Genomic DNA, 14,115 nt, shown 5'->3' on the forward strand with positions numbered 1-14,115 from the left:
GCAACAGAACCTATAAACGTATTTAAGCAAGAGAAAGAATATTTACTTCACTCGGTTTTGTATCAAATATTTTAGCAATACAATAAAGAATTACAAAAGGCGTAAGGGATTATTTTCCTTACGCCTTTTAAGTAATACATAATTAGAGAGGGTAGTTAGTAAAGAAGGAAAAGGTAGTAGAAGATTGAAACTAATGGGAATTCTATTAACTCAAGTACTAGAGAATCCTTGTTAAAAGGGCTACAATTAGAAAAAGAAATAGAAGAAGATTTGATAGAGCCGATCATGGAAATGATTAGGAAAGAACCCGATAAAGAAAATGTGTAACTACTCAGCTTCCTCACGGAGGCTGAGTAGTTACGGAATTTTTGCAACGGAACCAATGAATCCAACGTATAATGGTTTTATAGTTTGTTATCTCAAATTTACAGAATAACTTTCTCAATATCAACACATACAAATTCCTGTAAAATAAAAGATGCTAACATTTTAATGTTTTTCATAATGCGTTCTCTTTTAAACACCACAAATCCCTATTGTGGTGTTTATTAAATTTTTGGCCAAATAACTAGAAAAGAGAAGTCACGTTCCAGACTTCTCTTTTTCGATATACAAGGAATTACAGTAACTATTCAGAATTTCTTAAACGATAACTGTCTTTTGTAAACGGGTTTATGTTTTTTCAAACTTTGCAACAGAACCGAAACTATCATATAAGATGGTTTCACTTCTTTTGTATTTTGTCTGCTCTATTCATACTAAAAAACGATAGAATGCTTGAGAGTATTATAGGAACCATCCAGTATTGGTTGTTGGTTACAGTCAAAACAATTGATAAAATTCCAAGTAATATTGCAATTGTAAATCCACACATAGTTTTAAAATCTTTTAATACTGTCCAATTCATTTTTCCGCCTCTTTTTTTAACGAATTTACCGAAAGAATTCTCCTTCCCCAAGTGTGTGAAAGGCGCTAGTCCAGCGGTAGGTAGGGGATGAATTCCGGTTTGGCATAGTAAAACTCCCACTTCAAGCTTTGCTAAGTAGCGAGTAGTCCACTTGTATCATTTTAGAATGTAGCTAAAATTTATACTATAAGTATATACACAAGTATCACAACCCCAAAAATCATAGTAAAAACCGCACCAAAAAATCCGCTTTTTTTTAATGCCTGAAAAAGTTCATTTTTTTCACCTTTCATCATCTTGTTACCTCTCTCTATAAATATGTTTGATAGTTTTCATTCTGATTCTTCAACTTGTAAATCTTGTCTTTGCTTCAACCTTAGTCGATATACATAATACTGCGGTATAAAACCACATATGAGTAGAATACTTCCTATTAATAGGCCATCTTTCCATCCATAGTTAGGTGTAATGAAAGTAAGATATGCAAAAACCGTGACAATTACGGTTAATACAATCAGTCCAACAATAAATGATTTTTGAGGATTTTTTATTGGCCCTTCTTGTTCTACATTAATACTCAGTGATAAATAAGTAGATGCGACTGAAGTTAAAATCAATAACATCCAAAGGGGATTTTCGCGCATTCTATCAAGTCCCCCCTGAAAACAGTCATAACCAAGAATGCATAAAATGCCTATTGTTTGAACAATAAATATAACCCTAATATTTTTCAAGTTCCTTAAAATGAGTCTTTCATCTGTAATTTTCTTCATTCCAAATCCTTTCCATCTCTCTAAAATATTTCATCTAATTTTGCATTTACGGTATAAAAAATTTTGAAAAAACGTATTTTACATTCATTATTTGAGACTATTTTTCAACTTTGCAACTTCACTATCTAGTTGGATCTTCTTTTTGGTTTAAATTCATTAATAATCGCCTTTTTCACATCACTATAAAAAGCCATAAATAATATTCCCAAGCACATTAAAAATGCGGAAATACCTTCATTATCAACAAACATCGATATACAAAAAAGAGTACTACCTATAACCAAACTAAAATCATTTTCATCGTCCTCACATTCATCTGTATCTTTTTTATCTAGCTCCTCTGATCCCTTTATTAATTCGTCAATTTTTGCCTCATATAATTCACTAAGTAAAATCAAATTATTAATTTCTGGATAACTCTTATTATTCTCCCAGTTACAAACTGCTTGTTTAGTTACTCCGATTTTTCGAGCTACATCCTCTTGTGAAAAATTTTTCAATTCACGAAATTGTTTTAATTGAAAACCTACATTCATATGATTCACCTCTATAAAATTATTAACATATAAAACCAGTCTAATAGGTGTAAATTAATGGTTCACATTTCTCTCTAAATTCCTGCTGAAAGAATTTGGTAAAGATGGGGATTTTCTGAGGTGAAACGGGGGAGATTGGTAACGTTTATTTATGCGTGGGAGAATACAGCCTAAACATAGGTTGTTATTACTTTACATATTTTCTCATTTTATTACATCGCTACATATTTTGATCAATATGTAGCGATGCGTTTTACAGAAGAATTAAGGGACTTAAACATATCATACAAACACCAAAATAAACATTTCAAAAAAGTCCACAGACAACGGTACTTTTTAATAAAAATACTTTTTCATGTTTTGGATTCCGAAGGGCCAACGCTTGATTTGTATCCGCTAAAAAATTCCGCAATAGAACTACATATTACCAATGGACTGTAAAGGGAGCGTGTTATATATTTACTATCATAGTGTTCGTTTATAAGGAAATGGTGGATATCCGTAGCAAGTTCACGTAGATAAAGATTGTAGATACGTAGAAATTATAAACGAAAATAGAACATATAAAGAGGTGCTAATTGCGATGATACTATGTGGAAGGCAATATGATGTACAACACATGGAGTCTTTATCGGACCTATCGATAAACAAACTCAAATCATCTGAACAAGAGGAACTCATGCAGTTTAAAATGGACGTGTATCAAACATATATGAATATTCGAGATGTGCATAACGAAAACAAATGGAACCCTATAGATATGCATACGCTGAAGAATGAGCTCATTGATAAATGGTTACATACCTAGTGCAGCTTAACCCGTGAAGACGCTGAGAAAGTGTTCTACTTTGTAGAAAAATACTTTTATGAAGATGTCGTGAAATAAACCAAAAGGTGGGTTATAGTATGATATAAGGGGTTGGGTCTCCTTGTATCTTTGGTGAATTTCCGCTCATGCCCATATATAACAAAAAAAGACGAAAATCATCTCGTCTTTTTTGTTATATAAACATTCATGCAAGATTTATATAATGTCCCATTCTCCACACCGTATTTTCCCTACAGTTTAGCTCCACTCGAAAAACTTTGCAACAGAACCAAAAATATTTAAATAATATTATTGAACAAGACCATCGGTTTATCAAAAAACGGATCCGAAATATGCTTGGATTGAAATCATTGCAAACAGCTAGAAAAATGATTGCTGGAATAGAAGCCATGCATATGATCAAAAAAAGGCAACTTAAATTAAGGGATCAGTCTGTTCAAAATCAGAATATATGTATCCATCAGGTGTTTGACGTAACTGCCTAAGAGCTGATTCCAATAGGAATCTATGTCTTGTTTGGTCTTTGTTCATTATTTGCACCAGAACCCATAAAAATCACATACTAAATTCTACATAAAAGGTATCAAAAAATTACACATGATAGTATTGATGTTGATGAACGGATAATCCACGTTCTTTTAAACCCTCAGAGATATCACGATAATTTAAAGGTTTCTCGCAAAAGACAAAGCTCTTGGATTACCTTGCCTATTAAAAAAAATTAAGGGGAAACGGATTTTCTAAACATATAGCCAATTGAATAATCAAAAGTTCAAATAATATTATTAAACAGGACCGTAGGCATATAAAATGACGATTTGCCAAACCTCACGTTTGATAAAAGAAATGGGAACTATCCTACTTTATTTAAAAGAAACCGAAATCTGACCTCAGATTTCGGTTTCTCGACATACTTAAACTTTGCAACAGAACCCTTATCTACCTTTTCTTTCGCAGCTTCCCAGCTAAATCTTGTCCGTTTGGAAATGAATCCTCTTTCCAAAGACTTTTAATTCATTCACGGGGGAGTTGTTAACATCAGGCTGCAACTCCTTTGGCAATGCCAGTCCAATTACACTTTCTCGATCCTGGAAGAACAACCCGAGCTCCTCGAGCCGTTTCCATGCACGTTTGAATTCGTTATCCGATATTTCGTGGCAGCGCTGACGCAAAGTCTCGATGGCGATTGGCTCCTCCATAAGGCGATATATCTTTGTTTCGATATCTGAGAGACGGGACATCACTGGTGGCTCTGATCTCGAATCGAAGATCTCTAGCCCTTCTGGAACCTCCTGATACCAGAGGGTAACTTCGCGTTGCCGCTGGGCAAGTGTCCACGCGTCGACTGTACGGTCAATCTCAGCGTATAGACGGTGCAACGAAGGAGCGTTCTCAAAAGGAATTTCGTAGTAATAGCAGAAATCGTTTAAATCAAATCCGGTCTCGTCGAGAAATTGCGACGAGAAAATCAGATCATACGAGGGCTCATACATTGCAACAGGGATGCCAAAACGCTCCGGATCGACCTGCAGTGGAGCGTACCGAGTAACCTGTATCTGAAGTCTCGTTGCCGGTATGTCAAGATGAAAGAGGAGCGGCAAGGCATCGAGCATGGCTGCAATCTCCGCCGGATCGTCATTTGGCAGTCCGTAAAGGAGGTTGTACCGAATCGTAACGCCATAGCGTTTCCCCATCAGAAGGGTATGGATGTTCTGGACACCAGTGACACCCTTGTTCATCTTCAACAGTACATCACTTGAAAAGGATTCGATGCCCGGCTGTACTTCGTCGAACCCTGCGTTTGCTAACAGTGCAACCCGCTCCTTATTCTGATTTGCTTTGATTTCTGCGATTATGCTATAGGGGCGCTGACGCTCCACCAATTTTGGAAGCAGAGTCTTAAAATACTGGTGAGGCAGGATGTAGTCTGAGAACCTGAATGAGCGGAACCCATAGCGCTCCGCTAAGGCGTCCATTACCTCTAGTACTTTCTCTGCGTTACGACTTCGGTAAACCAAATCACTGTCATGGATTCCACAGAAAACGCAATGTTTCTTCTGCCCCCACCAGCAACCGCGTGAGTTTTCAACAGGAAGGCGATCCACTTCAATTTTGACATTGTGCTGATCCGAAAGCAGTCTAAGGTCAGCGAAAAAGTCAGCGTAGTTCGGGACCGGGCAGGTATTCATGTCGACGGCAGGAGCCATTGTCGTTGTTTGGAGTTCACCTGACGTCCCCCGATAAATAATCGACGGCACGTCGCTGAGTGGGAGTAAACCAGCCGAAGCGAGGGCGAGGGGAACCATCACAGGCTCTCCTTCTCCCATACAGACCACGTCTATGCATGAGAAGGACCGCAAAAGTGCTTCTCCAGTCGGCGAGCGAACAGCATAACCGCCGAGAGCAATCAATTTCTCGGGAGCTCTTTGCTTTATCAGATGTGCCAGGGCGAGCGCGGCGATTGTTTGGTCGAACATACAAGTTAACCCTACAAGAGTAACGTTGGACTCAGCGATCTGATCGGCCCAGCCGGCGAGCCATTTAGGAATCACCTCCTGCCGAAGGCGTAGCAACTCATGGACGACTCCATCGAGCCCCCCATACTGTTTGTCATCAATCTGCTCATAGGCTAGAAGTTCACTGGTCTTCAGGCGCAACCATTGCAGCTGCTTAGTACTTACCTCGGAATCGAGCACGCCGCTGAATAGGAAGTCGTTCAGTGCGTAAACGTTGGCCAAGGCGTAGTAGCTATCCGCGCGCAGGTGCTCAAGGAGAAATATGTTCAGATGCAGAACCCGGCACGGAATTCTTTCTTGATCAAGGACTGCTCGCAAGATGCCTAGCCCCAGACTGGGCTCGGTCAGACTGGTCCATGGTAGGCTGACAAGGACCACCGAGGAACTACTACGCAACTCTTTATCTAAAAACATATCGTAGTTCCTCTCCATCAGAACTTCTCCAAGCCGGAGGAGTCCCTGATGGGGATCCCCCTACGCGCTGGGTCGTCAACCAGCATAATCACGATACCGACGGCAACCGCTACCGCTACCGGATTCATTCGATCGGAGCCATTGAGGGCACTTGCCCCACCAGTGAGAATCCTTTCGATAGCGCTGGAACTGATATCAGCCTTTAGCTGCTTAGCGACCTCGTAGGGGCGGGTTGCCCAATTTGAAAGGAAGCGACCATCCTCGAGCACTTTGTGGAAGAACTGAACAACTTCGCGGTCGACAGGATCCTCGATATTTTCAAGTTGAGATGGAGCAAGTCGCTGTAAATCTTGTATAGTCCGGTCAGACAATTTCATACCGATCCGTCCCGCGACTGCCACCGGTTCTTCTAAGACATCGTGAATCGCAATCTTCTGCTCACCTGCAATCCGTATATAGTCGATGAACTGATGTTCGAGCATGCCGGCGGCAATCAGATCGTTAACACTTGGCATCTTCTCCGGTGGCCAAGGGAACGGTATTGGTGGCTTGCCTGTGCTGCCACAGATAAAGCCACCGTCCTCATCCTGATATATGAACGAGTTATCGCCATTGAGTGGTCCCACAATCTCCTCGATTTCAACCACCAAAAGATTTGAAATTTGATTTAAGTATTTGCCCATCTCTCGTGCGGGCTTCTCAGACATCCGACCGATGCCATTAAGTAGGGACGAGAACCCACGCAACTGCAGACGTATTGCCGGGTCGAACGGTGGGATAGGACGCACCCCGTTCGGTCCAATAATCAGTCCTCCGCCATCTCCACTACCAAATAGAATAACCTGTGTCATAACTCTACCTCCTTATACTTATGTATCTCTTATTTGTTTAGCGACCGAAATAGCATGATCACCAATTATCGCGGTCAAATTAATATCGGTCAGTAATAAAACCATTTTTACCATTATCACACTTTATATACAGATAATGGTTTTGTTACAAAGTTTTCTAAGTGAAATTAAAATGTAAGAAAAATGATTGGAGGAGTATGGTGCATGCAATATTTTAAAGGAAACCGTTTTTTATTATTTCATCTGTCTACTTTATTGGGAGCATATCAGTTATATGAGGCGGTTATTTTTATTTTAACCAATATTTTCTTGCATAACCCTTCCAAAAGAACGCAAGTTCGTATATAATTAGAACAAACGTTCTATCTTTTAGGGGTGATATTACATTGTACGATTATTCTCTTTTTCCAAATCGAATTATATTGTGCGTCGACTTGCGAAGTTTTTACGCTTCAGTCAGTTGTATCAAACAAGGATTAGATCCGAGGTACACGAAACTTGCCGTAGTAGGGGACGTAAAGCGAACTGGCTCCATAGTTTTAGCTGCAACACCTCCGCTTAAAGCGTTAGGCGTTAAAAAGATGGCTCGGTTATATGAGATACCTAAACAACCAGATATCATTATCGTTAACCCCATCATGCATACCTATATCAAATGTTCGAACTACATAACAAAATTAGCGTTACAATACGTAGCACCAGAAGACTTCCACCAATACAGTATCGACGAATTCTTTATGGATATGACAGCATTTTTACACTTATTTGCGTCTAACCCATATGAGTTTGCACGGAAGTTACAGCTTGAAATTTACTCCCGTACTCGTATCGATTGTACAATCGGCATTGGTCCAAATTTACTAATGAGTAAATTAGCAATGGACGTCGAAGCGAAAAAGAACGTAGACGGCATAACACAATGGACATATGACGATATACCCGAGAAGTTATGGAGTATTAGACCGATTAGTAAATTTTGGGGTATATCGTATAAAACGGAAGAGAAGTTGAATCAGAAAGGGATACGTACAATCGGAGACTTAGCGAATTATCCGCTTACGTATCTAAAACAGCATTACGGTTTGATTGGCGAGGAGCTCCATTTACACAGTAACGGCATAGATTTCAGCCGTATATCGGAAAAGCATGTACCAACAGAAACATCTATTGCTAAAAGTCAGATATTATTACGAGACTATACGATAGAGGAATTTCCTATCATTTTGCTAGAGCATATCGAGGAAGTCTGCTATCGATTGCGAAGACAAAATAAACTCACTCGAACTGTCCATTTTTCCGTTGGATACAGTAAGGGCTACGGAGGAGGTTTACGGAAATCACATACGTTACATCGACCGACTAATCTAACGATGGATATCTACAATGTCTGTACATATTATTTACATACACTATATACTGGCGAACCCATAAGATCCGTTAGTATTTCACTAACCAATTTGGTAGCGGAAGGAGCAGAACAGATTTCGTTATTCGATGACATCGTACAACGTGAGAAAGAAATAAAACTAACGCAGGTCATGGACGAAATACGTACTAAGTTTGGGAAGAACAGTCTACTACGGGGCGTTTCCTATACAAAAAATGCAACCGCAAGATATCGAAATACATTACTAGGGGGGCACAAATCATGAGTGCGAGACGTTATCGACTAAGCAAAAACGTTGGTATTACAACGTTTTTAGCGACAAACGATGACTGTTCTTTAAAAAATAATCCAAGGCTACAAGAACAGGATAACTGTTCAGACAAGTGAGAGGAATTAAGGAGTAACGACCCGAAACTCTCCCAGTGAGATTCCCGACAGCATACGCTAGGCATAGCGTGATGTTGGAAGCAGGGTAAAACATGCAATCATTATCCGAAGTACCCCATAGGGCAACCGAAAGCCATTCGGAATAATAAACCAAATGGAACTGATAAAGTATTGTATGCTGTCAACCGACATGGTGAGAATGTGTAAACACTGACGAACTTGCGAATGTACGCCTCGATATTGTGACGGGTCAGAAATGATTCGGAGTCTGAAAATAAGACTTGTCTAACGGATTGAAATAATTCATGATGTAACAATCCTAACGTTGTTATAGGCAACGGAGCTAGGCACGTGGCAAAGCAAGCACCTAAACCGGAGGTCTTTTGACCTTTAAAACAATGATAGTCTGAACGGAACGTCGAAAGCTACTAACGTTGAGAGCAATCTCTATCGGTGGATATAGTTGAATACGAAACGGACAACCGAGGAAAGTATTCTTAATAGTAGTGAGAGTAGTGGCACGACCCAAGAAGGTTCTGTAATCGAACTGGAGGAACAGCCACAAGCCTATATTGGAGGAACTGAACTTTCATCTAATCTTGCATGGATTCTGGTAAGACTCAAAAGGTCACCAAAAATCAATACAAGAGTAGGTGATAGACCATGAATGACAAATCTAAGCCCACGCTAAAGGATAAGAAACTTAGACACAATGAATACTACGGTATTCAAAATGTCCTAGACGACTTATACCAGAAAGCAACCAAAGGAATTTCTTTCAAGAAACTAATGCCTACTATCATATCAGACGAAAATATACTCCTCGCTTTTCGTAACATAAAAGGAAATAAAGGGAGCAAAACATCCGCCTGTGACAACATAAACATCAAGGATATTGAAAGAATGGAACAGAGCTATTTCTTGAATGAAGCTAAAAGACGCTTTCAAAACTACCAACCACAAAAGGTAAGACGGAAGGAAATACCTAAGCCCAACGGAGAAACAAGACCTCTAGGAATACCAAGTATGTGGGATAGAATTATCCAACAATGTATTCTTCAAGTTTTGGAACCTATTTGTGAAGCGCAATTCTGTAATAGAAGTTACGGATTTCGCCCGAACCGAAGTGCAGAACATGCCATAGCAGATAGTACTAAAAAGGTAAACCAACAAAACCTTACTTATGTGGTAGACGTGGATATTAAAGGATTTTTCGACGAAGTAAATCACGCTAAACTCATGCGCCAAATATGGACACTGGGTATACGGGACAAACAATTACTCGTCATTATCCGAAAAATATTGAAAGCACCAGTGCAAATGCCTGACGGTACAACAATGTTCCCGACTAAAGGTACCCCGCAAGGTGGTATTCTCAGTCCCCTACTCGCCAACATCAATCTCAATGAATTCGACTGGTGGGTCAGTAAACAATGGGAAACATTCAAAGCCAAAAAGGTAAAACCAAGATACAAAGATGGAATTTGGAGTAACGACACCGTAACATATGTCCTATCCAAAACATCAAAAATGAAACCTATGTATATCGTAAGGTACGCAGATGATTTCAAAATCTTCACAAACACACGAAGCAATGCAGAGAAAATATTCAAAGCATGCCAAATGTGGCTAGAAGAACGCTTGAAATTGCCTATATCAACCGAAAAATCCAAAGTTACCAATCTGAAAAAGCAAGAGAGTGAATTCTTAGGCTTTTCTCTCAAAGCTGTAAAGAAAGGAAAGCGAAAAAACGGAAACACACGATATATTGCAGAAACACACGTATCTCCAAAAGCATTGAAAAAGACGAAGCAAGATTTAGCAAAACAAGTGAAAAAAATACAGAAACCCCCAAACTCTATTGAAGCAATCAAAGGAATCATTTTATACAACAGCATTGTCATTGGCAAGCATAACTATTACAGAATAGCGACGCATGTCAGCCTAGACCTCGACAAAATGGGTCTAGAACTCGACTGTATGATGTATAACCGTTTCCCTAAGTCGACAAGAAGAGGAAAAAGGAACACTAATGGATACACGAATATAGGACAATATGAAGGAAAAGACAAAGGTATCAAACCATATCTAAAGTCAAAAAGGATGAGATATCTCATGAGACGTCCTATCCTACCAATCGCTTATACTCAACACAAAAATCCGTTGATGAAAAAGCAAGCCATTAACAAGTACACCGTAGAAGGGCGAGCCTTGATACACAAAAACTTGGCAGACATAACCGAAACAGAACTAAAATGGCTAAGAGAAAATCCAGTCATAAATGGACGGACAACCGTTGAATACAATGACAATCGAATTTCTCTTTACGTAGCTCAAAAAGGTAAATGCAGTGTAACAGGCGAGAAACTCTTGCCCTGGGATGTCCATTGTCACCATAAGCAATTATGGAGTGAAACAAAGGATGACAGCTACAAAAACCTTATCATCATCAAACCAAGTGTTCATAGACTAATACACGCAACCAAGAAAGAAGTCATAAACCAACTACTCAATGAACTAAAACTCGATGAGGAACAGTTAGACAAACTTAACAAATTGCGAAAGCTAGTCAAAAACGAGGAAATCTGTATTGAATCACAAATTGAAGTGGGACTAAATTATGAACAACTAGCGTTGTTTGCTTAGAATTTATCATTATTAGATGGAAAGAAAACTACAGTATAGGTGGACCGCGGTATGCCGTGAAAGTGGCACGTACCGTGCGGATCGGGGGAAAAGTTATAGATAACTTCAAAGACTTACCTATCGATATGCAACGCAAACCACGCAATTATGCCGGAACAGTTCGTAGGTATCCGTGAAATGATAAAAGAGAATGCTAAAATACCACGTCCTATCGTGACGCAAGACGCCCAGGAACGAATTGAAAATAGATTATTACTATCGTTACTAACCGAAGAGGAAATATTACTTACATATTTCGAGGATGGTTATGTGCTTACAGATTATATGAACGTTGTGGATATCGATCCTTTAGAAAAGAAAGTCATCTGCACGGATGCTTTTCATCATAAGAATACGTTTAAGTTTACCGATATTATCGACGTAAATTAACAGACCGCTTTTTTCAATAAGCCCGCAGACAAAAAAACAAAGAGTACCTTAAAACTTTAAAAATGCAATATTTTTGGTTTGTAAGACCAAAAAAGGTTATAATATTGTAAAGAGACACAGTCTCTTTACAACCTCTTATTGAGTATCAATAAAAAGACGAGAGTAATCTCGTCTTTTTATTTTTATAAACCTGTGACGGTAGTGTTTTTTCGTGCTAATACTATCTCTAACAAGAAAAATTACAATCTAAAAATGAAAAAACTACCTGGTATTAGAAACCAAAAATGTTTTATATTATTACAGAAGGACGAGGAGCCTTCACTGCCTATTATTCATCCATGACACGCAAAAAGACGAGATTATTCTCGTCTTTTTTTGTTGTATAAACATTCTTTTCAATCTTTTTCTAAAGGAGATTTTGCCTTCGTCTAGAATCTATGCAATATCCCATCTCTCAAGGAGTGATTCCCATTGAAAGAAACATTAAAAATTGAAGAATTAAACACGTTCTTACCATTAACTTCTTTAGAAGCTCTACCTGCTGAAGATCAGAAGATACGCCTACAATATTGGAAAGAACATTTCACAAACAAAGAAATTACCACTGGTTTAGGCACATATAATAGCAAGCTATATGATTTGTACAAAAAGCATGACATTACGTCGCAAGGAACAACGAATTCAAAACAAAAGGAAAGGGCGCTAAAGAGGGGTCGTCTACTGAGCCACAGCTTTCTAACACCACTGAACCAATCCAAACGCAAACACTTTCATCAACAATCCCAATGCAAGACATACCAGTGATTCCACAATCTAAGCCAAAAAAACTTCCATTAGAACCTATAGAACAGATAGAATCCTCTATTCCAGAATCCTTTCATATCCACTATACAGGACGCAAGTCTAAACAGAAGGTCATTCACCAATTGAAAGCCCTTGCTACTTTGTTAGACGAAGACTCGCATGAACAGTACCATTTTTCCATTCAAATTGATACCACTACACAAAAATAAATCCTGTATCTTACATCAAAAAACGTCCTCATATATAGGATGACGTTTTTTGAATAGACACATTATATATCATTAGAATACTCATTACGCTTGTAGCATCATCACATGAATTCGATTTAAATTTAATTTTTGGGCAGCTCGATATGCTGTATATCCCGATACAACTTCATATTGGGTGCTATTCACACACTATCACGCATTGTGTAAATGGTTTGGAATTGATGGTTGCGGGGGAATCTCAAATATACTTTTTCAGTACTTTTCTTGCCCCTATCATTCCATTCACAATAACGTATGGAATAGGAGGTGTTTGCTATGGATTTTAATACAATCGCTAACAAAATCAATGCTGGAGATTATGTAACATTTCTTTACCGTAACGATCCATCCTTGCAATTAACAGGATATATTGTAAGTGTACTCGAACATACGAGTATAGTAGATATTTCCGAAATGGATTCCTTCTTCCAACTTGGAATCGATGAACGCCAAGTTGTGCGACATGAAAAGTATAAGAAAGTTCCATCCAAATCATGTGAAAAGGTAGCACAGTAAGTATGTACATGTTAGATGTGAGCTATTCTGTAGATGGCGATGACTTTTTAAAATCGTTTTTACTGGCTGAACCAAAAGATGGGTTTGAACTACAAAAACAGCTGCAGACCATATTAGAACTAGATCATGTAGCACCTGTACATATTATAGAAACAGATTTAGAAGAATTATAATGGATGATACGTCATCCTTAGAAAAGAGGTGGCGTTTTTTGACAATTAATGCTTATGCACTTTCCTATACCATCGTAGCACCTAGCGGTGAAATGTACCCTACTCAGGACGTGGTCATGTATACAGAATCGCAGGAATATGCAATTGAGTTACTCGACAAAGAAATTCAGCGAAGATTAGGGAATGGCTACCATCGGCACATCTCTTGTACAAATCAGAAAGAACGAGAACCCATTCAACTTTCCCTTTTCTAACCACAAAAAACTTCAAGTCGTTAGCTTGCCCGAAGGAAAAATAAGAAGAAATGCCCCTTGCGGTTGCACGAGATATCCATGCTACTCTCAAGGGGATTCCCTTTACACACCTCGCTACGACTCTTCTATTCTATAACCATTCCCCTGCCAAGACTGTGTGCTTCGCTAGGTTCTGGTGCAAAAACTTCAAAATAACTGAAAGTCATCCTACAAACTTGGAAATACTGATAGAATTACTTAAAAAAAGGTGTGTGGTTAATATGAAAAGAGTAAATGTTTTTAAGTGGAAACATTATCAGCCAGATATTATCTTATTAACTGTACGTTGGTACCTGCGGTACAACCTAAGCTTTCGCGATTTAGTGGAAATGATGGAAGAACGAGGATTATCTTTGGCCCACACGACTATTATGCGATGGGTTCATCAATATGGACCAGAGTTAAA

The 14,115-nt window shown here is 38.8% G+C and carries 13 protein-coding genes and 2 pseudogenes; 10 read left to right on the forward strand and 5 right to left on the reverse strand.

Annotation, left to right across the window (positions count from 1 at the left end; all coding sequences use genetic code 11):
• Positions 1-724: 724 nt before the first annotated feature.
• The 3 genes from CDB3_RS28560 to CDB3_RS28570 all read right to left on the reverse strand — a co-directional run bounded on the left by CDB3_RS28560 (position 725) and on the right by CDB3_RS28570 (position 2,216).
• Positions 725-907, reverse strand: coding sequence for a hypothetical protein (locus tag CDB3_RS28560; RefSeq protein ID WP_128856799.1), 183 nt, complete (start codon positions 905-907; stop codon positions 725-727).
• 332 nt (positions 908-1,239) lie between these two features.
• A complete protein-coding gene (locus tag CDB3_RS28565; protein ID WP_128856788.1) occupies positions 1,240-1,680 on the reverse strand; it encodes a hypothetical protein in 441 nt (146 codons plus the stop codon).
• Between the two features lie 125 nt (positions 1,681-1,805).
• Positions 1,806-2,216 carry a helix-turn-helix domain-containing protein gene (locus CDB3_RS28570; protein ID WP_128856789.1) on the reverse strand — a complete coding sequence of 137 codons (411 nt, stop codon included), beginning with the start codon at positions 2,214-2,216 and terminating at the stop codon, positions 1,806-1,808.
• 583 nt (positions 2,217-2,799) lie between these two features.
• Between CDB3_RS28570 and CDB3_RS28575 the strand changes: the two genes are divergently transcribed.
• Together CDB3_RS28575 and CDB3_RS28580 are read left to right on the forward strand one after the other, a co-directional pair.
• A complete protein-coding gene (locus CDB3_RS28575; RefSeq protein WP_128856790.1) occupies positions 2,800-3,024 on the forward strand; it encodes a hypothetical protein in 225 nt (74 codons plus the stop codon).
• A gap of 275 nt (positions 3,025-3,299) precedes the next feature.
• Positions 3,300-3,530, forward strand: a pseudogene (locus CDB3_RS28580) (DDE-type integrase/transposase/recombinase); the annotation flags it as partial.
• A gap of 480 nt (positions 3,531-4,010) precedes the next feature.
• On the opposite strand, the gene CDB3_RS28585 reads toward CDB3_RS28580, so the two are convergent.
• Together CDB3_RS28585 and CDB3_RS28590 are read right to left on the reverse strand one after the other, a co-directional pair.
• On the reverse strand, positions 4,011-5,975 hold the full coding sequence (locus tag CDB3_RS28585; RefSeq protein ID WP_179139767.1) for a RiPP maturation radical SAM C-methyltransferase: 1,965 nt from the start codon (positions 5,973-5,975) through the stop codon (positions 4,011-4,013).
• 17 nt (positions 5,976-5,992) lie between these two features.
• Positions 5,993-6,826: a hypothetical protein gene (locus CDB3_RS28590; RefSeq protein WP_128856792.1), complete on the reverse strand. Its 834-nt coding sequence runs from the start codon at positions 6,824-6,826 to the stop codon at positions 5,993-5,995.
• A gap of 386 nt (positions 6,827-7,212) precedes the next feature.
• Here CDB3_RS28590 and CDB3_RS28595 point away from each other — a divergent pair, with 386 nt between their 5' ends.
• The 8 genes and pseudogenes from CDB3_RS28595 to CDB3_RS28630 form a co-directional block, all read left to right on the forward strand.
• The gene (locus CDB3_RS28595; protein WP_128856793.1) at positions 7,213-8,478 is read left to right on the forward strand and encodes a Y-family DNA polymerase; all 1,266 of its coding nucleotides are present in this window, start codon (positions 7,213-7,215) and stop codon (positions 8,476-8,478) included.
• Positions 8,475-8,600: a hypothetical protein gene (locus CDB3_RS32655; RefSeq protein ID WP_256869957.1), complete on the forward strand. Its 126-nt coding sequence runs from the start codon at positions 8,475-8,477 to the stop codon at positions 8,598-8,600. The genes CDB3_RS28595 and CDB3_RS32655 overlap by 4 nt, the downstream gene beginning before the upstream one ends.
• Positions 8,601-9,263: 663 nt before the next feature.
• The gene (ltrA, locus tag CDB3_RS28605) at positions 9,264-11,246 is read left to right on the forward strand and encodes a group II intron reverse transcriptase/maturase (protein WP_128856795.1); all 1,983 of its coding nucleotides are present in this window, start codon (positions 9,264-9,266) and stop codon (positions 11,244-11,246) included.
• 147 nt (positions 11,247-11,393) lie between these two features.
• The gene (locus CDB3_RS28610) at positions 11,394-11,675 is read left to right on the forward strand and encodes a YolD-like family protein (protein WP_128856796.1); all 282 of its coding nucleotides are present in this window, start codon (positions 11,394-11,396) and stop codon (positions 11,673-11,675) included.
• A 471-nt stretch (positions 11,676-12,146) separates the two neighbouring features.
• On the forward strand, positions 12,147-12,479 hold the full coding sequence (locus CDB3_RS32660; protein ID WP_256869958.1) for a hypothetical protein: 333 nt from the start codon (positions 12,147-12,149) through the stop codon (positions 12,477-12,479).
• Positions 12,480-13,003: 524 nt separating this feature from the next.
• Positions 13,004-13,243, forward strand: coding sequence for a DUF2187 family protein (locus CDB3_RS28620; RefSeq protein ID WP_128856797.1), 240 nt, complete (start codon positions 13,004-13,006; stop codon positions 13,241-13,243).
• A 2-nt stretch (positions 13,244-13,245) separates the two neighbouring features.
• Positions 13,246-13,416, forward strand: coding sequence for a hypothetical protein (locus CDB3_RS31890; protein WP_179139768.1), 171 nt, complete (start codon positions 13,246-13,248; stop codon positions 13,414-13,416).
• Between the two features lie 514 nt (positions 13,417-13,930).
• A pseudogene (locus CDB3_RS28630) lies at positions 13,931-14,115 on the forward strand (IS6 family transposase); the annotation flags it as partial.

The organism is Bacillus sp. CDB3 (assembly GCF_002081505.1).
In the GTDB taxonomy this organism is placed as follows: Bacteria; Bacillota; Bacilli; order Bacillales; family Bacillaceae_G; genus Bacillus_A; species Bacillus_A cereus_AT.